At 32.8% G+C, this 20,313-nt stretch carries 23 protein-coding genes; 12 read left to right on the top strand and 11 right to left on the bottom strand.

Annotated features, from left to right (window positions below; all coding sequences use genetic code 11):
* The first annotated feature begins 62 nt into the window (after positions 1-62).
* Genes VP91_RS04755 through VP91_RS04745 form a run of 3 tightly spaced genes read left to right on the top strand, consistent with a single transcriptional unit; the run spans position 63 to position 3,798 of the window.
* Complete coding sequence (locus tag VP91_RS04755) at positions 63-860, top strand: ABC transporter ATP-binding protein (RefSeq protein WP_169036312.1); 798 nt, start codon at positions 63-65, stop codon at positions 858-860.
* The gene (locus VP91_RS04750; RefSeq protein ID WP_169036311.1) at positions 861-2,786 is read left to right on the top strand and encodes an ABC transporter permease subunit; all 1,926 of its coding nucleotides are present in this window, start codon (positions 861-863) and stop codon (positions 2,784-2,786) included.
* Between the two features lies 1 nt (position 2,787).
* Positions 2,788-3,798, top strand: coding sequence for an Ldh family oxidoreductase (locus tag VP91_RS04745; protein ID WP_169036310.1), 1,011 nt, complete (start codon positions 2,788-2,790; stop codon positions 3,796-3,798).
* On the opposite strand, the gene VP91_RS04740 is transcribed toward VP91_RS04745, so the two are convergent.
* Positions 3,799-4,941, bottom strand: a complete 1,143-nt coding sequence (locus tag VP91_RS04740) for an epoxide hydrolase family protein (RefSeq protein WP_169036309.1) — start codon at positions 4,939-4,941, stop codon at positions 3,799-3,801.
* Between the two features lie 49 nt (positions 4,942-4,990).
* On the opposite strand from VP91_RS04740, the gene VP91_RS04735 reads away from it, so the two are divergent.
* The 3 genes from VP91_RS04735 to VP91_RS04725 all read left to right on the top strand — a co-directional run bounded on the left by VP91_RS04735 (position 4,991) and on the right by VP91_RS04725 (position 7,465).
* Positions 4,991-5,902 (top strand): bifunctional enoyl-CoA hydratase/phosphate acetyltransferase, encoded by a 912-nt coding sequence (locus VP91_RS04735; protein WP_169036308.1) that lies wholly within the window; start codon positions 4,991-4,993, stop codon positions 5,900-5,902.
* A 65-nt stretch (positions 5,903-5,967) separates the two neighbouring features.
* On the top strand, positions 5,968-7,254 hold the full coding sequence (gene hisD, locus VP91_RS04730) for a histidinol dehydrogenase (protein WP_169036307.1): 1,287 nt from the start codon (positions 5,968-5,970) through the stop codon (positions 7,252-7,254).
* A 19-nt stretch (positions 7,255-7,273) separates the two neighbouring features.
* Positions 7,274-7,465: a hypothetical protein gene (locus tag VP91_RS04725; RefSeq protein WP_169036306.1), complete on the top strand. Its 192-nt coding sequence runs from the start codon at positions 7,274-7,276 to the stop codon at positions 7,463-7,465.
* Here the strand turns inward: VP91_RS04725 and VP91_RS04720 are convergent.
* The 9 genes from VP91_RS04720 to VP91_RS04680 form a co-directional block, all read right to left on the bottom strand.
* Positions 7,462-8,067, bottom strand: coding sequence for a LysE/ArgO family amino acid transporter (locus VP91_RS04720; RefSeq protein WP_169036305.1), 606 nt, complete (start codon positions 8,065-8,067; stop codon positions 7,462-7,464). The genes VP91_RS04725 and VP91_RS04720 overlap by 4 nt on opposite strands.
* A 9-nt stretch (positions 8,068-8,076) precedes the next feature.
* The gene (locus tag VP91_RS04715; protein WP_169036304.1) at positions 8,077-9,582 is read right to left on the bottom strand and encodes an ABC transporter permease; all 1,506 of its coding nucleotides are present in this window, start codon (positions 9,580-9,582) and stop codon (positions 8,077-8,079) included.
* Entirely contained in the window at positions 9,572-10,624 is a 1,053-nt protein-coding gene (locus VP91_RS04710) for a quaternary amine ABC transporter ATP-binding protein (RefSeq protein WP_169036303.1), read from the bottom strand. Before VP91_RS04710 ends, VP91_RS04715 begins: the two co-directional genes overlap by 11 nt.
* Positions 10,625-10,707: 83 nt before the next feature.
* Entirely contained in the window at positions 10,708-11,670 is a 963-nt protein-coding gene (locus VP91_RS04705) for a glycine betaine ABC transporter substrate-binding protein (RefSeq protein WP_169036302.1), read from the bottom strand.
* A 121-nt stretch (positions 11,671-11,791) separates the two neighbouring features.
* Positions 11,792-12,301 (bottom strand): TRAP transporter small permease, encoded by a 510-nt coding sequence (locus VP91_RS04700; protein ID WP_169036301.1) that lies wholly within the window; start codon positions 12,299-12,301, stop codon positions 11,792-11,794.
* 4 nt (positions 12,302-12,305) lie between these two features.
* Positions 12,306-13,589 carry a TRAP transporter large permease gene (locus VP91_RS04695; protein WP_169036300.1) on the bottom strand — a complete coding sequence of 428 codons (1,284 nt, stop codon included), beginning with the start codon at positions 13,587-13,589 and terminating at the stop codon, positions 12,306-12,308.
* 93 nt (positions 13,590-13,682) lie between these two features.
* Positions 13,683-14,678, bottom strand: coding sequence for a TRAP transporter substrate-binding protein (locus tag VP91_RS04690; protein WP_169036704.1), 996 nt, complete (start codon positions 14,676-14,678; stop codon positions 13,683-13,685).
* A gap of 134 nt (positions 14,679-14,812) precedes the next feature.
* Positions 14,813-16,294 (bottom strand): aldehyde dehydrogenase, encoded by a 1,482-nt coding sequence (locus VP91_RS04685; protein ID WP_169036299.1) that lies wholly within the window; start codon positions 16,292-16,294, stop codon positions 14,813-14,815.
* Entirely contained in the window at positions 16,294-16,704 is a 411-nt protein-coding gene (locus VP91_RS04680; protein WP_169036298.1) for a VOC family protein, read from the bottom strand. Before VP91_RS04680 ends, VP91_RS04685 begins: the two co-directional genes overlap by 1 nt.
* A gap of 77 nt (positions 16,705-16,781) precedes the next feature.
* On the opposite strand from VP91_RS04680, the gene epsC reads away from it, so the two are divergent.
* Both epsC and VP91_RS04670 read left to right on the top strand, forming a co-directional pair.
* Positions 16,782-17,360 (top strand): serine O-acetyltransferase EpsC, encoded by a 579-nt coding sequence (epsC, locus tag VP91_RS04675; protein ID WP_168606456.1) that lies wholly within the window; start codon positions 16,782-16,784, stop codon positions 17,358-17,360.
* Positions 17,360-18,361, top strand: a complete 1,002-nt coding sequence (locus tag VP91_RS04670) for a cysteine synthase A (RefSeq protein ID WP_169036297.1) — start codon at positions 17,360-17,362, stop codon at positions 18,359-18,361. Before epsC ends, VP91_RS04670 begins: the two co-directional genes overlap by 1 nt.
* Here VP91_RS04670 and VP91_RS04665 read toward each other — a convergent pair.
* A complete protein-coding gene (locus VP91_RS04665) occupies positions 18,358-18,774 on the bottom strand; it encodes a hypothetical protein (RefSeq protein ID WP_169036296.1) in 417 nt (138 codons plus the stop codon). The genes VP91_RS04670 and VP91_RS04665 overlap by 4 nt on opposite strands.
* Positions 18,775-18,919: 145 nt before the next feature.
* On the opposite strand from VP91_RS04665, the gene VP91_RS04660 reads away from it, so the two are divergent.
* Genes VP91_RS04660 through VP91_RS04645 form a run of 4 tightly spaced genes read left to right on the top strand, consistent with a single transcriptional unit; the run spans position 18,920 to position 20,074 of the window.
* Complete coding sequence (locus tag VP91_RS04660) at positions 18,920-19,126, top strand: hypothetical protein (protein WP_169036295.1); 207 nt, start codon at positions 18,920-18,922, stop codon at positions 19,124-19,126.
* Positions 19,127-19,171: 45 nt separating this feature from the next.
* Positions 19,172-19,504 (top strand): DMT family transporter, encoded by a 333-nt coding sequence (locus tag VP91_RS04655; protein WP_169036294.1) that lies wholly within the window; start codon positions 19,172-19,174, stop codon positions 19,502-19,504.
* A 4-nt stretch (positions 19,505-19,508) separates the two neighbouring features.
* Positions 19,509-19,736: a DUF2798 domain-containing protein gene (locus VP91_RS04650; protein ID WP_211181514.1), complete on the top strand. Its 228-nt coding sequence runs from the start codon at positions 19,509-19,511 to the stop codon at positions 19,734-19,736.
* Between the two features lie 2 nt (positions 19,737-19,738).
* Complete coding sequence (locus VP91_RS04645) at positions 19,739-20,074, top strand: DMT family transporter (protein WP_169036293.1); 336 nt, start codon at positions 19,739-19,741, stop codon at positions 20,072-20,074.
* Positions 20,075-20,313: the final 239 nt, after the last annotated feature.

Genomic DNA, 20,313 nt, shown 5'->3' with positions numbered 1-20,313 from the left:
GGCGCCAATTTAATAAATTGGTGCCTATTTTTTTAACAAGAATTTAAATATTAAAATATCTTATGAGTGATTTGATTTCTCAAAATTTAAACATGATTTTCAAAACTCCTAAAGGAGAAACAGTTCATGCATTAAAAGATGTTAATTTTACTCTTAAAAGAGGAGAGCTCTTAACAGTGCTTGGTCCATCAGGTTGTGGAAAAACAACATTATTAAATATTACCGCAGGATTCATTAGACCAACATCTGGAAATATCACTTTAAATAATAACGAGATTGATGGCCCAGGTGTTGAGAGAGGCATGGTTTTTCAACAAGGAGCTTTGTTTGAATGGTTAACAGTTGCAGAAAATGTAAACTTTGGATTAAGAATGAAAAAAGAAGATCCAATTAAGACAGCAAAAAAAGTTGATGAATGGTTAGATATTGTTGGATTACAAGGTTTTGGAAATACTCCAACTTATCAATTATCAGGTGGAATGCAGCAAAGAGTTGCTCTAGCAAGATGTCTTATCAATGATCCAGATTTAATTTTAATGGATGAGCCATTAGGAGCTCTTGATGCTTTAACCCGAGAAAAAATGCAGTCTCTTGTTCTAAAAATTTGGAAAGAAACTGGAAAAACAATTATTTTAATAACTCACTCTGTTGAAGAAGCTTTGTTGCTTGGTGAAAGATTATACGTAATGGCTCCTCGGCCAGGTCGTATACATAAAGAATACAATCTTCCATTTGCATCAATGGGTTTGAAACAAGATTTAAGAGAAATAAAAAAGAATAAGGATTTTTCTTCAAAACGAGAAGAGATATTAGAAATGATTTGGAATATGGAAGAAGAAATTATGGGAAAAGATATTTAAATGTTAACTCAAATAGTAACTTTCTTAATATTTTTTGCTGTTATTGGCTGTATTCTTTATGGAAGACGTTTAATTAAAACAGAAAAAGTTGATGCAGTATTTGGAAATCCAGAAAGAGCATTGGGTGGTACGCATTGGGTTATTGTTGGAAGTAGTTTTCTTCTTTTGGTTTGGCTCTATTATTCTTGGGATATTGCAAAAGGATTTTATCCAAAATCTGCTAACGAACTTTGTCAGGTTGCAAAAGTAAACGACTCATTGCTAGGATTAAAATATCAATTCCCTATAAATGAGAGAGAATTAAAGAGTACCTCTCAAATTAAACAAGAAAATAGGAATCTTGCTTTAATTTCAAATGAAATACAAAATTCTGGTGATCTCAATGATCAACAAAAAACTATTCTTGTTGATTTTGTAAATAGAACTAATCAATTAATCCCATTATTGACTAACGAGGATTTACTTGAAAATGAAACCAAGCAAGAAATCAATAACATCACCGGTAAAATCAATCTTTTGACTGAAAACTTTCAAAAACCTGATTATCCATTTGAAACTAAACAAGAATTAAATGAAAGACTAAAAGCAGCAAACGAAGAAGGTGGCTGGGGGATTACAAAAGTAAATGCAGGATCGGGCTCTATCGAAAATACAATAGAAGTACCTCTAATCCCAGCAACAAATAGAGGTTTAAAATTTCATACTGCAGCACAAGAGTTAAATTTAATAAGCGATGAATTTTTTAAATTAAGAAACCATAACCCAGAATTTAAAAATAGAATAAAAGAGATCAAAGATGAAATTAAGGTTTATAGAAAAGACCTAAATGACAGTGAAGAAGTAGCTTCTACTTACGCTAAAAATATTGTTAAAATAGCAAGAAGAATAGAGTTTGCAAGTATCTACCCACCAAATGCATTAGATGCAATGCAAAATGCTATTGTTAAATTTGATAATGCACAAATAAAAATTCAAGGTGGATTAAGGTTCATTGATATTTTTTTATTTCCTGCCGGGACAATTGTTGCAAGTGGGCCAAGTTGTTCAGAGCAAGGTTCTGGTAGATGGCTTCCAAAACCGTCAGATACTTTTAATAAATTCATCCTAATGTCAAAACCAAGTGTTGGTTATAAAGATATTCCACTTCTATGGATAAAAATGGTCGATATAAGTTACATGGTTGGTTTTATTTTACCTGATTGGATTGCAGATATTCTACCAGGTGAATATCCTGTTCATAATAAAGATGGAACAGTTAAACAAAACTTTAAAGGTGCAGTTCTTAAATTTGTAACTGGTGAATTTAAATTATTAAAGTTACCTGTTCCTTATGGACATATCTGGGACTCTTTTATGAGAGTTTTTTTAGGACTAATTTTAGGAATAATTATTGGAGTTCCATTGGGATTATTTATGGGGCTAAATAGATTTGCTAAAGGGTTTTTTGACCCTTTAATTGAACTCTATAGACCAGTTCCTCCTTTAGCTTGGGCACCATTAATCATTTCAGTGTTAGGGATTGATAACACTGGAAAAATATTTTTGTTATTTATGGTTTCACTTTCAATTATGATAATTTCAGCTAGAGCTGGGGCTTCTGGGACTCAACTTTCTAAAATTCATGCTGCTCACTCATTAGGTGCATCAAAAAAACAAATACTTAGACACGTAATTTTCCCTAATTCATTACCAGAAATTCTTACTGGTATAAGAGTTGCAGTAGGTATGTGCTGGGGAACACTGGTTGCTGCTGAATTTTTAGCAGGAACTACTGGTATTGGGTTTGTTGAAAACGTTGCAAAAAAATATTTTCAGTACGAAGTAATTTGGATCACAATTTTTATAATGGGAATGCTTGGTTTGTTATTTGATGTTACCTTGAGAAAGCTTATAGATAAATACATTCCTTGGCGTGGAAAAGGTTAAATTGAAAACAAACACTCTTAAAAAAGAAATTATTAATATTTTCAAAAAGTTTGGTTTAAATAATAATCATGCTTCAATCTCTGCTAATGCTTTAATAAATGCTGAATTGGTTGGTGCATATGGCCATGGATTATCTAGATTAAAAATGTACTGTGATCGTATTTCTAAAAAAGTGATTAATGCAAAAGCTAAAATAAAGATTAGAAATATTTCTCAATCAATTACTCATGTGGATGGTAATAACGCTATAGGTTTTGTTGCAGCAGATACTGCAATCAAGATAGCTATAAAAAATGCAAAGAAAACTGGTATTGCCTTGGTTGCTGTTAAAAATAGTGGTCATTACGGTTTGTCAGGTTATTATGCAGAACAAGCTGTTAAAAAGGGTTTAATGGTCATGGTATTTACCAATGCTCCTCCTGCAGTAGCACCTTACGGTGCTCTAAAAAGTTTATTTGGTACAAATCCAATTTGTTTTGGAACTCCAACTGGATCTAAAATCCCTTTTATTTTAGATACATCGATTTCAATGATTAATAGAGGAAAAATAAGAGTAGCAGCAAGAGAAGGAAAGAGAATTCCAGAAGGTGTTGCTCTTGATAAATCTGGTAAACCAACCACAGATCCAAAAAAAGCATTAGAGGGAGTTCAGCTTCCAATTGCAGGTTTTAGAGGTTCTGGTCTTGCTTGGATGGTAGACATTTTAAGTGGTGTGATAACTGGTGGAAATCATGCGGGTCGTGTAAAAGATCCATTTGCTGATTTTAGTGGTCCTCAAAATATTGGTCACTTATTTTTTGTACTAAAGCCTAATTTATTTGTAGGAAATTCTTTTAACAAAAGAATAAAAGATAATATCAAAACTATAAAAAAACTACCTAAGATTAAAGGTGTAAAAGAAATTCTTTACCCAGGACAAAATAAATTTAATAGATTCAAAAATAACCTTAAGAAAGAAATCAATATTTCGAAAGCTGTTTTAAAAGATTTGGAATATTTAAGAAGTATCTAATTAACGTACTGTTCTAGAAAATTTAACAAGATCATTAACTAGAAGATCTGGTTTTTCTAATGCTGCAAAATGTCCACCACTATGCATTTCTGTCCAATGAGTAATATTAAATATTCTTTCTACATAAGATCTTGGGGGCCATTCGGACATTTCAGCAGGAAAAACTGCAGCTGCTGTTGGGACTTCTATTCTTTTAAAGTCTTTAGGGAAGAAGCGTCCTCCCTCTTCTCTTCTTCCATAGTAAATCCAAGAGGCGGTGTTAAAAGTTTTTGTAACCACATAAACCATAATGTTTGCTAGTAATGTGTCTTTTGAATAAACACTTTCAATATTATTGTTCTTTAAATCAGACCAAGAATACATCTTTTCAATAATCCATGCAGCAATACCAACTGGACTATCCATCATTGCATAACTTAATGTTTGTGGTTTAGTTGCTTGTTGAGTTCTGTATCCATCTTGCATAACTTGATCATTATTAAATCTTTCTTGCCACTCTTCTTCTTCCTTTGATTGAGGGCCATCTGGATGACGCATTGTTAAACAATTAATATGAATTGCTTTACATGATTTTGAGTGATCATAACTAATCCAATTAGCTATAGTTGCACCCCAGTCACCACCTTGAGCTAAATAACTTTTATATCCAAGTTTTTCTGTCATTAATTTATTTAAAATATCAGCCATCTTTCTTGGACCCATCGGTTTAGATGGTCTACCTGAAAATCCAAAGCCAGGTAAAGAGGGAGCAATAACATCAAACGCATCTTCAATGTTTCCACCAAACTTTTCAGGGTGAGCAAGTTTTTCAATTATATTTAAAAACTCTACAACCGATCCAGGCCATCCATGCATAAGAAGTAATGGAGTTGGGTTAGAGCCACTACCTTTTTCATGAATAAAATGCATTTCAATATCGTCTACAACAGTTGTAAAATTTGAAAATTTATTTATTTCTGCCTCATGTTTTCTCCAATCAAAATCTCTGACCCAATAACTTGATATCTCTTTCATATAATCAAGGTCACTCCCATATTTCCAGCCACCATCATCAGGCATTTCATGCCATGGGTAATTTTTTACCTTTGTATAAATTTCTTGAAGTGTTTTATCCGGAATATTTAGCTTAAAAGGCTTAATCATTATCAATTTACAGTATATACTTTTTATAAATTCATACTAAATATACCTCATGCTTTCAGATAAAGAAATTGTTTGTCCTAATAACCTACTAGACCATGCACATAAGAAAAAAGGTGTTAATGCTGCTATTGTTAATGCGGGTTTACCCTTACCTATGCTTTCAGTTCAAGATGCTGTTAATGAAAACTTAATTACACCTATTTTTATAGGGGATAAAAAAGAAATTCTTAAGTGTGCTGAGGATTTAAAATGGGACATCTCTTCGTATGAGATAATTCATGAACCTATCGAAAATAATACAGCAGCAATAGCTGCAAAACTTGCTAGCAAAGATAAAGTAAAGATTATTGTTAAAGGTCATATTCATACTGATGTTTTAATGAAAGAAGTTTTAAAAAGAGATTATAATTTACTTGGAAAAACTAGACTTAGCCATATATGGCATATGACAAATACGAAAGAAGATAAACCTCTTATAATTACCGATGGTGCTTTAAATGTTTTACCTAATATAAAAACAAAAATGCATATCTTAAGAAATGTAATTGATTTTTCAAATCGTATAGGAATTGAAAGACCAAAAGTTGCGGTTCTATCAGCGACAGAAGAAATTTTAGATAGTGTACCAAGCTCTATTGATGCAGATGAGATTACAAAGCTTGCAAAACAAGATGATTTAAATGCTGATGTTTTTGGCCCCTTAGCATTTGATAATAGTATTTCAAAAAAATCTGCTGCTATTAAAGGCGTTAAAAATATTGTAGCTGGTGAAGCTGATGTATTATTAGTTCCAAGTGTTGAAACTGGAAATAGTTTAGTTAAAATGATGATATATTTTATGGGAGCTTGTGCAGCTGGTGTTGTAGTAGGTGGTAAAGTTCCAATAGTTATTACTAGTAGATCTGATGAAGCCCAAGCTAGATTAGCTTCTATTGCTGCTGCCGTTGTTGCATTAGACTAATTCATCATTGAAATTAATTCATTAAAGTTTATAAGTGAATTTCAAAAAAACTAGAGAGAGTAATTATGGCTATAACTTATTTAAAAAAATCACCTAAAACTTCATCAACAGATGACACAAAAACAACTGGAATTGTTCAAGATTTACTAAAAGATATCGAAACTACAAAAGAACAAGGTTGTGTCGAACTTACAAAAAAATTTGATAAATATGATGGTGATATTATTGTATCCAAAGAAAGAATTGAAGAAATTAAAAAAACATTAGACCAAAAAACAAAAGATGATGTTCAGTTTTCATACGAAAGAGTTAAAAAGTTTGCTGAAGCACAATTAAAAAACTATGGTCAGGACTTTGAGGTTGAACTTTCAGATGGATTGTTTGCTGGTCAAAAGTTAATACCAGTTAATACTGCTGGATGTTATGTACCAGGAGGTCGATATGCACATATTGCATCAGCTGTTATGAGTGTAACTACTGCAAAAGTTGCAGGTGTAAAGAATGTTATTGCCTGTAGCCCTCCAAAAGAAGGTGTGGGTGCTCATCCAACAATTATTTATACAGCTGACCTATGTGGTGCTGATGTCATTTTAAATTTAGGTGGTGTTCCAGCGATTGCTGCGATGACTAATGGTTTGTTTAATAACCCTGCAGCAGACATTATTGTTGGTCCTGGAAACCAATTTGTAGCAGAAGCTAAAAGAATTTTATTTGGAAAAGTAGGTATTGATTTATTTGCAGGTCCTACAGAAATTGGAATTATTGCAGATGCAAAAGCTGATCCTGAGATAGTAGCAGTAGATTTAGTTGGTCAAGCTGAACATGGTTATAACTCACCTTGTTGGTTGTACACAACCAGTAAAGAGCTAGCTGAAAAAGTAATGAAAAGAGTTCCAGAGTTAATTGCTGAACTACCTGAAGTTCCAAGAACAAATGCTGATGCTGCTTGGAGAGATTATGGTGAAGTTATTCTTTGTGATACAGATGAAGAAATGGCAACTATTAGTGATGATTATGCTCCAGAACACTTAGAAGTACAGACAGAAAATTTAGAGTGGTTTCATAAAAGACTTACGAACTATGGTTCTTTATTTATTGGTGAAGAAACTACCGTTGCTTATGGAGATAAATGCTCAGGAACAAATCACATTCTTCCAACCAAAGGTGCAGGAAGATACACGGGTGGATTATTTGTTGGTAAGTTTGTTAAAACTTTAAGTTTCCAAAGAATGACCAAAGAATCTACTGAGTTAGTTGGTGCTGCAGCTGCAAGAATTTCTAGATACGAGGGAATGGAAGCTCATGCTAGAACAGGTGATGTAAGATTAAAGAAATACGGTTATACTCAGTAATTAATTAAAGGAGAATAATATGGCAACTTATGAATGTCCAAAATGTGGAATGTCTGTTAATGCAAATTGTGGAAAGTGTAATGAACCACTAGTTAATGATATACTAAAACTTGAAGATGGAAATGAAGTGCAAATATCTAAATGTCCTAATGAACATGGAAAAATAAAGTCACCATTGTGCTGTGGACAAGATATGTCTTGTGAAATTTAAATAATTTCTAAAAGAATATAAAAAATTAACACACTCATAAAAGTAATAATAAATATATTTATTACTTTCCAAACTTTTTGGTTTTCAGCATATTGAGATAAAAATTTTGATAAATATCCAAGTGAAAAGAAAAATAAAAAAGAAGCTATGGAAGCACCTATTCCAAATAAAATTTTTTCATTGTTTAAAAAATTTTTTGAAAAATTACCCAGAAAAAAAACAGTGTCAGAGTAAACGTGTGGATTAAGATAGGTAAAACCAATAGTTTTAAATAAAATACTGATTTTTGAAATATTCTTTTTTTCACTATTAAAAATGACACTAGAATTATAGTTCTTTATTTTTGAATAAATAAAATGAAGTAAAAAAAGTATTAAAAGAATATTAAATATTAATTCAATAGTTGAGTTAAAATACTGAATAAAGTAATGAAATAGGAATATTCCTAAAAATATTAAAATAAAATCAGATATAGAGCAGATTAAACAAACTAAAAAAATATGTTGTTTTTTTAAGCCCTGTTCAATAACAAATATGTTCTGAGCCCCAATTGCTAGAATTAAACTTATACTAGTTAAAAAACCTAAAAACAGATACTCCATGAAGATTGATTAAACTCTTTTCTTGCCTTGCACAACTCTATCCAGAATTAATGCAACAAATAAAATAGCTATACCCGCAAGAATTCCTTGACCAACATTAGCGTATTGTAATGCTTCAAGAACATCTTGGCCTAAACCTTTTGCGCCAATTAGTGATGCTACAACCACCATTGCTAAACTTAACATTACTGTTTGATTAACGCCTGCTAAAATTGATGGTGTTGCTAAAGGTAAGTCGACTTTTCTAAGTAAATACCATTTAGATGCCCCATAAGCTATTGCAGCCTCTCTGATTGTTTCTGGTACACCTCTTAAACCAAGAACTGTTAACCTTACAACCGGTGTGCCACCAAAAATCATTGTAATTATTACTGCTGCAACTTTTCCTGTTCCAAAAAAGGCTATCACTGGTATCATAAATACGAACGCTGGCATTGTTTGCATAAAATCCATTATAGGCCTAATTAATGAATAAAATCTTTGTCGTCTTGCACAATAAATTCCAAGTGGTATGCCAATTGCTATACTTAAAACTGCTGCCGTTCCTAATAAAGCAAGTGTCGTCATTGCTTTTACCCAGAAACCTAAAAAACCCATGTAACACAAAAAACCTGTTGAATAAATTGCAGCTCTTGGTCCCGCAGACAGCCCAGTAAGAGTTACAATTGCAGTTATTATTACAATCCATGGAGTTTTAACAAACAATAATTCTAAGAAATCTAATACAGACCTAATACCAATTGTTATTGCAGTAAAAATTAAATCCCCTTTAACAACGGCATAATCAAAAATAACCTCTATCCATTTAATTGAAAACAATCTTATTTCCGGATGAGTTGGAAAAGTATCCATTATTTGTAAAAGACCTGGAAAACTATAATGGATAACAGAAAAAAACATTATAATAGAAGTAAAAATACTACTTAAAATATAATTCTTTAATTGCATACCTGGGTTAATTGATTTGTCAGATAGCCACTCAGAATATTTCTTTTCTAAAATTGAATTTGCCAAAACACCTTGGGTAATCTTAACAGCTATCAATAAAATAAAACCAAAAAAAGCGATCCATATTGCAGATGCTTCTACTCTAGTGATTTCATCAAGATAACCTTGCATAGCATCCTCTAAAGATTTTATGTTTCTTTTAAACACATCAATTTTGTCTGGATTATTTTCTATCGCAGCTTCTAATTGTTTATTTCTAAAAGCTATTGTACCTTTAACTTGCTCTACTTTAGCAATGGCGTCTGCGGTAATATTGCCAAATAAACCTCTGATGATTTGTACTACTGAAAAAGTTTCAATAATTAAAAAAGCTAAAGTCCAATTCCAAACATTACGCATTCCAAACCAAATTGGTCCAAGAATAAATGCAAATAAATTAAATGAAAATGAATAAGTAGGTTTACTACCAATTTTTTTAAACTCTTTTATATAATAATCTGGATTACTTTTTACAAAATTAGTAATCAATTCATCTCTAGAAGGGTTTCTAAGTGCTTTATTCTCCATCACTACCCTCTACGACAGCCTTAAGTAAATCTGCTTGTGTTATTATACCAATATTTTTGTTTTCTTTGTTAATTACTAATATTGGTTCATCTTTAATTGAAGATTTTTCTATTAGTTTATTTAGTAAATCATTTTCGTTAACACTTTCTAAATTTTTACCTATTGATCCAAATTCCTTTTCAAATTTTTCAACAGACTGCATAATGGATTTTGCTTGAACAATTTTTAGTCTAGAAATTCCTTTAACAAAGTCTGCTACATAACCATCTACTGGCTTCATAACTATTTCTTCTGGTGTCCCTATTTGGATAACTTTTCCATCCCTCATGATTGCAATTCTATGACCTACCCTTACTGCTTCATCTAAGTCATGAGTTATAAATACTGTTGTCTTTTTCATTTGTTTTGAAAGTTTGATAAACTCCGCTTGAAGCTGTCTTCTAATTAATGGGTCTAGTGCACTAAATGGTTCATCCATTAATAAAACATCAGGATCCGCTGCTAAAGCTCTTGCTAATCCTACTCTTTGTTGCATTCCACCTGATAGTTCATGAGCAAATTTATTTCCCCACCCTTGAAGCTCTACGATATCTAAAATTTTATTTGCAGCATCCAATCTATCATTTTTACTGATACCTCTTATTTCAAGTGGCATTGCTATATTATCTAATACTGATCTATGGGGCATCAGAGCAAAGTTCTGAAAAACCATACCTATCTTTTTATTCCGTAGATCTTGTAAACTTTTTGAGTCAAACTTCATTACATCTTCATTATCAATTAAAATTTGACCTGAGGTTGGTTCTAATAATCTATTGATATGTCTAACTAAAGTAGATTTACCACTGCCAGAAAGACCCATTACACAAAAAATCTCTCCTTTTTTAACGTCAAAAGAGACATCAGATACACCAATTACTGAATTATATTTTTCTAAAGCTTCCTGTTTTGAAATACGTTGATTTTGAATTGCATTTAATGCTTCTTTAGAATTATTACCGAATATCTTCCAAACATTTTTTATTTCAATAGCTGAGTCCATCAGATCCATTCGAAAATTTAATAATTTTTTTAAGAGAAATACCCGGCAACAAGTAAAGTTGCCGAGTAAAAATTTTATTTAACTTAAAGTCCTAACCAACCATCAACTTTAGATTTATTATTTTTCATCCAAGTTCTAGCAACATCTGCTGGTTGTTTTTTTTCAACAGAAATTGCATATGCCATTGCTGACACATCATCTCCTGTTAACTGAAAGTTCTTAAAAAACTCAACTATAGCTGGAGATTTACTCTCTAAAGAGGTACCCCAACCAATTTGGATTTTTTTAAGTGCATCTTTTGATGCAACATAAGATTTTTTGTACCAGTCAGCGTCTTCTTTAGGCTGAACCATTTTGTATTTAGCTGGATCATGTTTTGGTTCTGTCAACATAACTACGTCAGCCATTCCCCAAATTGCATGCGGCTTGTAACAATAAAATGCATAACCTTCACCTTTTTTTATAGAGTCAAGTACTCTTGCATTTTTTACAGCTTCAGCGGCTCTGATTGGTTCAATACCTGCATCATATAAACCATAATCTCTAAGTTTAACTTGGTTTACATTTGCAGAAGCCCATCCATCAGCACCAATCCAAAACTCACCTTTACCATTACCATCACTATCCATTGCTTTAACAACTTCTGGTCTAGCTAAGTCTTCAATTGCTGTAATATTCATTTTTTTAGCAAATTGTTGAGATACACAATATCCTTGGTTTCCTTCATAAGGTTTTGAACTTAACTTAAGAGTTCCTTTAGGAACTAGATCGTTAGTATAAGCCTGTTGATTAGGTAACCAGATATCAGGGTGAACTTCTATTTCACCTTTGCTTCTATCAATTGCACCATAGATTGCAGTATTATTTCCTGGAACCAATTCTGCTTCTCCACCCATTTTGTCATTAACAACTGCTGCTAATAAATTTGCAATAGCTGTTGCACCTGTCCAACCTGGATCTCCTATTTTAACTTTTTCAGCAAATGTTGAAAAAGTAGCAAATAAAGAAATTAAACCAGCTACAAATGTAGTTTTTATTATTTTCATTATATCCCTCTCGATTAATTTAAAAATGAAGATTAACTTAAAACTTTTAAGTGAGTCAAAGACTAAAATAGGTCTTTTGTCCCTTTATTATGTATTGTTATTGGTGGCTAATCCAAAAGAATTAGACCTTTTTCACAAAACTAATAGCAGCACCAATGGTCGTCAAAAATCCAGCTAACGGCAAGATTGCTACTGCGTATTTCTTTGGCATATAATTCTCTTTGAACTCAATACCTTGGAAACTAATATCAAAATACCACATTTCCCAATACTTCCCACGCATACCCTCTACAAGTTCAAATCCATAAATTATCAGGACTATACCAATTGCCATAATCATAAGTTTCCAGAACTGGCGTATATATAGTGACAGACTATTTGGTAATTTTTCATAAATTAAATTTAAAGCTATGTGTTCATTATCTCTGGCTGTTAAAGAAAGTGCTATAAACATCAACCAAATATTACTTAATACTGTTAGCAGATCACCCCAAACAGGAGGGTTGTTAAAAACATATCGCATGGTAACATTATAAAGTGTAAAACCAACCATCGCAGCTAAAAGGAGTGAGCACATAGCTTCCAATGTACGATGAATAAAACGGTCTATGTTGTTAAAAAATTTTAACATATCTTTAATTACTCAATAGGTTTGGAAGAAACATGGTTAACTCTGGAATAACGAGGATAAAGAATAAAAGTAAAAACAGCCCAACTAGATAAGGAATTAACGCAACAGCAACCTTTTCTAAACGCACTTGTGCTATTGTTGCAGCGGTAAAGAACGCAACACCAACAGGTGGTGTTACTGATCCTATTAAGAAGCCAACTATAACAACGATAGCCGCTTGTATCTCAGGAAAGCCAGCTTGAGCCATAACATTAACTAATACTGGGCCAACTATGATAATGTTTACCGCAGAGTCCATTACTGTTCCAAGAAGAAAAATGAATAGAATCACGGCTAAAATAAAAATAATTGGGGATCCCGTAAGGCTTAGAAGCCAGTTTTCAAGTTCACCAATTGCACCTAGAGAGGTAAGTAACCAACTGAAGGGTCCCGACGCAGCTATGATAATAAAAACCATTGCCGAATTACGGAATGCTCGACGAAAAGCACCAGTGCAATCTTTCCATTTAATAGTTCGATACACGAATACACCTGTAAATAACGCAACCATTGCTGTGATAGCACCAGCCTCTACAACCGATGCAACACCACCCATTACTGAACCCACTAAAACCACGGGTATTAGAAGGGCGAACGAGGATCGATATAATTCTTTACCAGCTCGACGTATCGAAAATTTTTCATCACTGCGCTCGAAGTTATGTTTGATTGCGAAGTAATGATTGATTATCATGATCACAACGCCTATCAACACGCCTGGAATAATTCCGGCTGCAAATAGTGATGCAATTGAAAGCTCTGTCGAATTAGCAAGTACAATCATCATGATACTAGGTGGAATTATGCCTCCTATGGTGGAGCTTACGCCTGTGACTGCAGCCGAAAACGCAGGAGGATAGCCAGCTTTTTTCATAGCTGGTAACACTAATGCTCCAACTGTAGCTGTATCTGCAACCACAGAACCATTCATCCCTGCAAAAAACATGCTCACAAGAACATTGACTTGGGCCAACCCCCCTCGTACACGTCCAATTAATGATTTGCTCAAGGCTACTAACCTGTCAGTAATCGTGGCACTTGTCATTAACTCACCTGTCAACATAAAGAACGCAATTGCAGTTAATGGAACTGAATCAATAGCATTAAACATTTGACTAGGAATTAAAATAAGGGGTACAACGTCGGTAAATAGAATATAAACAAATGGTATCAGTATTAATATGAAGCCAATGGGAGCTCCTAATAGGATTAGAAAAAGGAGTATTCCGAGTAGAATGATACTTTCCATAGTTACTTATTTGTTATGAATTGTTTTAGGTAAAGATCATCTAGTTCTAAAAATTGAGCAAAATGATCTTTACACAGTTTTTTGTTGAACGATTTAAAGAGCCCCAGCTTTCTCTAACTGAGCTACAAATCCATCCATTCCTTGTTCTAGAAGTACTCTTTTAGCTACCTCTGGTTCAAAAGTACCCTTGGCTTTTACCCAAGCACCAATTGCACCTGCTCTCCATTTAGTCATTTCCGCATCAGATGGAACATACCATTCTTTCACAGACGCTTTAATTGCATCTTCTCCATTCTTAATCCAAGCGTTATCTAACTGGTTTACTTTTTCTCCATACGCATCAGCAGCTTTGTGTAACCATTTCTTCTCTTGAGAAGATAGAGCATTATACTGCTTTGCATCCATTGCTAGAATATTTCCAGACCACATGCCTCCAATCTCAGTGAAGTATTTTGCAACTTCATGAAGTTTTGCTACATGTTGCCAAGGACTAGCAACATACTGACCTTCGACTACACCCGACTGTAGGCCTGAGTATAACTGGCTCCAATCATAAGGTGTTGGAGTTGCACCCCAATTTTTAACTAGCATGAACTCAATCGGACTCTTAGTAGTACGCCACTTTAGACCTTTCATATCATTAGGAACGTGAACTGGTTTAGTTGCATTTCCAAGCTGTCTGAATCCACCGCTTGAATACACAGAAAGGCAAATGTGGCCTGAATTTTCAAGCGCTAGTTTGCACTGTCTTTCTGCAAGCCATTCGTTTGATATTCTTTTTGCATCTTCAAGTGATTTGAAAATGAAAGGTAAATCAAAAATTGCTAACTCTGATCCGAAATTACCATAGTTTGCAGTAGAGCTAGTCCAAAGGGATATAAGTCCTTGATTGGCTTGTTCACCACATTTCTGTTCAGCACATAAGCTTTTTTGGTAGAAAGGTTCAATTTTCATCTTGCCACCTGAGGCTTTTGCTAAGGCCGGCATCAATGCTTGATCAATAGCGTCACCGATTGGCATACCCAATCTTCCAGTAGTTCCTAGCTTAAGAGTTGTCTCTGCAACAGCGGCTAAGGCAAACAAAGCCATAGCAAATCCTGCTAGTAGTGTCTTTATAGTTTTAATTGTACTCATTTTATCTCTTTCTATTTGTTTAAAAATGAAGCTTAACTTAAAACTTTTGAGTGAGTCAAAGACTAAATGGGCCTTTTTTTTATGTATTCTTATTGGTGGCTAATCCAAATAGTTTTAGTCTGAAGAAAGGAATTAAGTGCTTCAGTACCTTGATCTCTACTTAAAGAGCCAGATTGCTTATACCCTCCAAATGGAGTTTTAATGTCTCCTTCTGAAAAAGTATTCACTGAAACTGTGCCACAAGGAAGGCTTTTAGCCATATGAAATGCTCTATCAATATCTTGAGTAAATACACTCGCATGTAACCCATACTTTGAATTACTTGCAATCTTTAAAGCTTCTTCAGTATCATTTACTGTAATAACACCTAATACAGGCCCAAAAATTTCTTCTTGAGCAATTACCATATTTTCTTTTAAATTATCAAATAACGTTGGCTTAGCAAAAAAACCTTTTTCTGATTTTTCAGATATACCGCCAAATAAAAGTTTAGCCCCTTCATCAATTCCTTTTTGAATAAATCCATCAACTGTTGCTAAATGTTTTTTAGAAATCATTGATCCCATATTTGAACTTGGGTCTAATGGATCACCTACTTTAAGAGCTTTAACTTTTTTTGAAACTTTATCTAAAAATTCATCCTTAACTTTACTATGAATTATTTGTCTCATGTTTGCAGAACAATTTTGTCCACCATTCCAAAAAGCAGAATTAATTGCATCATCAATTAAATTATCAGAAATTTTTGCATCCTCTAAAACTATAAATGGGCTTTTTCCACCCATCTCTAGACCAATAGTTTTTAAATTACTTTCACCAGAATATTTCATAAACAATGCACCAACCTCTGTTGAACCTGTAAATGAAACTGCATCAACATCATTGTGTCTACCGAGTGCTTCACCCACATCTCCAAAACCTGGAATAACATTTAATACTCCATCTGGAATTCCAGCTTCTTTGGCAATTTGAGCAACTCTTATTGCTGTAAGTGGAGTATCTTCTGCTGGTTTAATTATAACTGAACATCCAGCAGCTAATGATGGTGCCATTTTCCAAACTGCCATCATTAATGGAAAGTTCCAAGGAACAACTCCTGCAACAACACCAATTGGCTCTTTAACAATTAAACTCGTTAATGATGGTTCTGTTGGTCCAACTTTACCGAATACTTTATCTATTAATTCACCATACCACTGAAAATGCATTGGAGCATCATTTGCTACTTCATTAATACAGTCTCCAATTAATTTTCCTGTATCCACACATTCAAGAACTGAATTTTCCTCACCAGTTTTTCTCAGTAATTCTGCAAACTTAAGCAAAACATCTTTTCTAAACTCTGGAGATTTTCTAGACCAAACTCCGCTATTAAAAGCTTTTCTTGAAACTTTTACTGCTAAATCAACATCTTTATGATTACATTTTGAAACTGAACAAAGAGTTTCACCTGTTGCAGGATTTATATTTTCAAACTTTTCACCATCAATAGCTTCAACATACTTGCCATCAATAAAAGCTCTACCTTCAAATTTTATTTTGCCTGCTATAGATTTATAATCAGAAGCCATTAATCTGCATTCGCAGTTAATGTTTTAATCTCTAAAACATTTTCATTTGGATCTTTTACAAAGAAAGTTTCTTGTTCGTACTTAGTGCCTTTAAATCTTAAATAAGGTTCATCATAATATTTAGTACCATTATCTTTTAATCTTTGTTTAAGAGTATCAAAATCTTTTCTCGACAAATGAACACCAAAGTGTGGAACTGATACATTTCCCATATCGACATCATGTCTTTCATTTTCCATCTTATGTTCACTTGCGTGAAGAGTTAATTCATTTCCCCAAAAGTCAACATCAGCCCATTCCTGAGCAGAATTATCTAATCTGCAGCCTAATGCTTCATTGTAAAATTTTTTTGCTACTTCTAGATCTCCACATGGTACAGCTAGATGAAAGCAATTTGTGTTTTTGTACATAAGTTTCTCCTCTTTAAATTCGTTGTATAATGACTATATAGTTCAATATAAAATTTTAATCAATAAATGCTAAATTCATGAATGATTTTTTACAATCTATAATTGATAGAGATCCTGCGGCAAAATCTAAGTTAAGTTTAATTTTAACTTATCCTGGTGTTAAAGCTGTTTTTTTTCATAGAATTGCTAACTTTTTTTACTTAGCAAAGTTTGATCTTATTGCGAGATTTATTTCTCAACTATCAAGATTTTTAACAGGTATAGAAATTCATCCAGGTGCAAAAATTGGAAAAAATTTATTTATTGATCATGGTATGGGTGTTGTAATCGGTGAAACTTCTGAAATAGGAAATAACGTAACTATTTATCATATGGCAACACTAGGTGGGATTGCGCCAAGTATTAATTCAAATCAACAAAGAATGGTTAAAAGACATCCAACACTAAATGATTGTGTAGTTGTTGGTTCGGGTGCTCAAATATTAGGACCAGTAATAATTGGAGCTAATGCTAAAGTTGGAGCTAATGCTGTAGTTACTAAAGACGTTCCAGAAAATGCTGTAATGGTTGGGATACCTGCTAAAAATGTTGGAACAGCTACAAAAGAATTTAAACCTTACGCTGTTGAAGAAACAGATAAAGATACTTCTGATTAATGAAAAATTTTCATGACAATTTTATTTCAGGCATTGGCAATACGCCACTCATTAAACTAAGAGCTGCTTCAGAAATTACTGGTTGCAATATTTATGGTAAAGCTGAGTTTATGAATCCAGGTGGTTCTGTAAAAGATAGAGCAGCACTTGCTTTAATTAAAGATGCTGAAAGCAAAAAACTAATTTCAAAAGGTGGAACTATTGTTGAAGGTACAGCTGGTAATACCGGTATAGGTTTATGTCTTCTTGGTAATTCACTTGGTTATAAAACAATAATTGTAATGAACGACAATCAAACTCAAGAAAAAAAAGACCTACTTAGAAATATTGGTGCTGACTTACGTCTAGTTCCAGCTAAACCTTATAAAGATGATGCAAACTTTGTAAAAGTTGCAGCAAAACTTGCTAATGAACTAAGACCATCAAATAACAGTGGTGTTGTTTGGGCTAATCAGTTTGACAACGTTGCAAATGCTAAAGGTCATTACGATGGAACTGGAAAAGAAATTTGGGATCAAACTGAAGGTAAAGTTGATGGTTTTGTGTGTTCATCTGGAACTGGTGGAACAATTTCAGGAGTAAGTAATGCACTTAAAGAAAAGAATAAAGATATCAAGATTTATTTATCTGATCCAAAAGGATCTGCTCTTTATAACTATATAAAGAATGGTGAACTAAAATCTGAAGGAGGATCAATTACTGAAGGGATTGGATCAAGTAGAGTAACTAAAAACTTTGCGGATGCCAAAATAGATGACGCTTACTCTATTGATGATCATGAGGCTCTTCCTATTCTTTATGATTTAATTCAAAATGAAGGATTAAGCCTTGGCACTAGTTGTGGAATTAATATTGCTGGTGCGATTAGAATGGGTAAAGAATTAGGTCCTGGAAAAACCATTGTTACCATTCTTTGTGATAAAAGTGAAAAGTACGCAACTAAAATGTTTAATAAAAAATTTCTAGAAGAAAAAGGATTGCCTTTTCCTGACTGGCTTTAATAAATATAAATTTTATCAGCTAATCCGTAACAAAGAGCTGCACTAATGATTGTAAAAATTAGTGGCGCGACTACAGCCTCGTTTGATGGTAATCTTACGCCGATTTTATTAATCTTAATTGAGTAAGTATTAACAATTAATACACAAAGGTTTTGAACAAAAACTAAATTGAAAAATGCCCATGTATCCTCAACACCATTGGGTCTTACAAACATAATATAAATTGCCATCAGGAAAGTACCTAAAAATATAGCGCCAATCATTCTCATTGTTGCTGTAGCAGTTTCATCTATATTAAATTTATTTCTAAATCTTTGGTTTCCAATAATCATTTGATAAGCATAAGCTCCAACACCTAAAAAATGTATTACAAATAAAATTAAATAAAAAACTCCGTTAAATTTTTCAATCATACATAAATAATAACAAAATTAACCTTAAATAGCTAACTACCTTGTTGAGGCATTTTGCACATGCCAAGTGACAATAATGGTTTTGTCTTTAGTGTTTAATATTCTTATTATCTTATTAAGTTTAATCAATAACAACAGGAAAAATATGAAAAAAATAGTAATGACTTTATTCTTAGTACTTTTTACAAGTTCAGTTTATGCTGGTTCATGCCCAATGATGTCAAAAAGCATAGATGATAAAATTGCAGAAGCACAAATGCTAAGAGATCAAGGAATGGAAGCTCATAATGCTGGTGATCACGCAAAATCAGAAGAATTATTAGGTAAAGCTATGGAGCTTTTTAAAAGCTAATAAATAATTATATATATTTAGCGAGATTTCATTTAATGTTAATGAATGAGTCTCGCTACTTCATATGGATTTCTAATTCTAGCAGTTGTTCTAGGAGTAACATCAAATAGTTTCGCAAAAAGTGCAGAAGGTTTTACCCTTCTCCTTCCAAGTATTATTACAGGAATTACAATAGTTTTATGCATGTATGCATTGTCTATGGTAATGAAAAATATCCCAATGGGAATTACTTATGCATCGTTTGCTGGATTAACAATTATTTCAACTGTAGTTGTGGGTATTATTAGATTTAACCAAATACCAAATATTTATTCTATAATAGGTTTAATTTTAATTATCACTGGTGTTTTAATGGTAAACTTACTTGAAAATAAATAAAATTATGTTACCTAAAAATTTTTCTCAACCTATGTTTCTAATCATAATGTCTTTTGGTATGAGTATAATTATGAGTTGTATTGTTACTTTGGTTAATACAGGTTTTAATGATGGATTTTTTGATAGGTATTTTAATGCATTTACTTTTGCTTTTCCTGTGGCAATAGTTGCAGCATTTATTATGGGGCCAGTTGCTAAGGCAATTGTTAATAGAATTGCAACTAAGGATTAATTATGAAACCTTTATTTGGATATTTGTTTTTAGCAGTTGGTATTTTTGCTGGAATAGCTGCTAATAGTTTTGCAAAAATATCTGAAGGTTTCACAAAGACTCTACCAATAATTTACATGTATCTACTGATGATGGTTTGCTTATTTTGCATTGCAAAAGCTATGCATGCACTTCCAGTGGGGTTTGCCTATTCTACTTACAGCGGATTAACAGTTGTGGGTGTTGTGGCATTTGCTATGATTAAATATAATCAAATTCCAAATTTATACGGATTAATTGGAATTATCTTAATAATAACTGGAGTTGTTATGGTTAACTATTTAGGAAAATTGAATTAAAGCTTTTTGATAAAGGTTTGATAAATTATCGAGATATTACTACTTAGCTAGGTTGTATTCAACAAGCTTATTTAAATAAACATTTTGAATGAAGTTTTCAAAAATGTTATATTTATTTTATCAACAAAGGAGGCGCGATTATGAATTTATCACCGCCTGACACATAACTGGTGTGATTTAGTAATCAAAGTTAAGAAAAACAAAAACATAACAATCCATTATTATGGATTTTGCGTATA

Origin of the sequence: Candidatus Pelagibacter communis (genome assembly GCF_012932795.1) — a bacterium.
Taxonomy (GTDB): Bacteria; Pseudomonadota; Alphaproteobacteria; order Pelagibacterales; family Pelagibacteraceae; genus Pelagibacter; species Pelagibacter ubique_S.
The sequence above is the reverse complement of the archived record's forward strand: the minus strand, read 5'-3'. Positions and strand labels throughout refer to the sequence as shown.

Coding starts and splice junctions, on each gene's coding strand:
- VP91_RS04755 (WP_169036312.1), top strand. CDS start 63: ATGAGTGATTTGATTTCTCAAAATTTAAACATGATTTTCAAAACTCCT.
- VP91_RS04750 (WP_169036311.1), top strand. CDS start 861: ATGTTAACTCAAATAGTAACTTTCTTAATATTTTTTGCTGTTATTGGC.
- VP91_RS04740 (WP_169036309.1), bottom strand. CDS start 4,941: ATGATTAAGCCTTTTAAGCTAAATATTCCGGATAAAACACTTCAAGAA.
- VP91_RS04735 (WP_169036308.1), top strand. CDS start 4,991: ATGCTTTCAGATAAAGAAATTGTTTGTCCTAATAACCTACTAGACCAT.
- hisD (WP_169036307.1), top strand. CDS start 5,968: ATGGCTATAACTTATTTAAAAAAATCACCTAAAACTTCATCAACAGAT.
- VP91_RS04725 (WP_169036306.1), top strand. CDS start 7,274: ATGGCAACTTATGAATGTCCAAAATGTGGAATGTCTGTTAATGCAAAT.
- VP91_RS04720 (WP_169036305.1), bottom strand. CDS start 8,067: ATGGAGTATCTGTTTTTAGGTTTTTTAACTAGTATAAGTTTAATTCTA.
- VP91_RS04715 (WP_169036304.1), bottom strand. CDS start 9,582: ATGGAGAATAAAGCACTTAGAAACCCTTCTAGAGATGAATTGATTACT.
- VP91_RS04710 (WP_169036303.1), bottom strand. CDS start 10,624: ATGGACTCAGCTATTGAAATAAAAAATGTTTGGAAGATATTCGGTAAT.
- VP91_RS04705 (WP_169036302.1), bottom strand. CDS start 11,670: ATGAAAATAATAAAAACTACATTTGTAGCTGGTTTAATTTCTTTATTT.
- VP91_RS04700 (WP_169036301.1), bottom strand. CDS start 12,301: ATGTTAAAATTTTTTAACAACATAGACCGTTTTATTCATCGTACATTG.
- VP91_RS04695 (WP_169036300.1), bottom strand. CDS start 13,589: ATGGAAAGTATCATTCTACTCGGAATACTCCTTTTTCTAATCCTATTA.
- VP91_RS04690 (WP_169036704.1), bottom strand. CDS start 14,678: ATGGCTTTGTTTGCCTTAGCCGCTGTTGCAGAGACAACTCTTAAGCTA.
- VP91_RS04685 (WP_169036299.1), bottom strand. CDS start 16,294: ATGGCTTCTGATTATAAATCTATAGCAGGCAAAATAAAATTTGAAGGT.
- VP91_RS04680 (WP_169036298.1), bottom strand. CDS start 16,704: ATGTACAAAAACACAAATTGCTTTCATCTAGCTGTACCATGTGGAGAT.
- epsC (WP_168606456.1), top strand. CDS start 16,782: ATGAATGATTTTTTACAATCTATAATTGATAGAGATCCTGCGGCAAAA.
- VP91_RS04670 (WP_169036297.1), top strand. CDS start 17,360: ATGAAAAATTTTCATGACAATTTTATTTCAGGCATTGGCAATACGCCA.
- VP91_RS04665 (WP_169036296.1), bottom strand. CDS start 18,774: ATGATTGAAAAATTTAACGGAGTTTTTTATTTAATTTTATTTGTAATA.
- VP91_RS04660 (WP_169036295.1), top strand. CDS start 18,920: ATGAAAAAAATAGTAATGACTTTATTCTTAGTACTTTTTACAAGTTCA.
- VP91_RS04655 (WP_169036294.1), top strand. CDS start 19,172: ATGAGTCTCGCTACTTCATATGGATTTCTAATTCTAGCAGTTGTTCTA.
- VP91_RS04650 (WP_211181514.1), top strand. CDS start 19,509: ATGTTACCTAAAAATTTTTCTCAACCTATGTTTCTAATCATAATGTCT.
- VP91_RS04645 (WP_169036293.1), top strand. CDS start 19,739: ATGAAACCTTTATTTGGATATTTGTTTTTAGCAGTTGGTATTTTTGCT.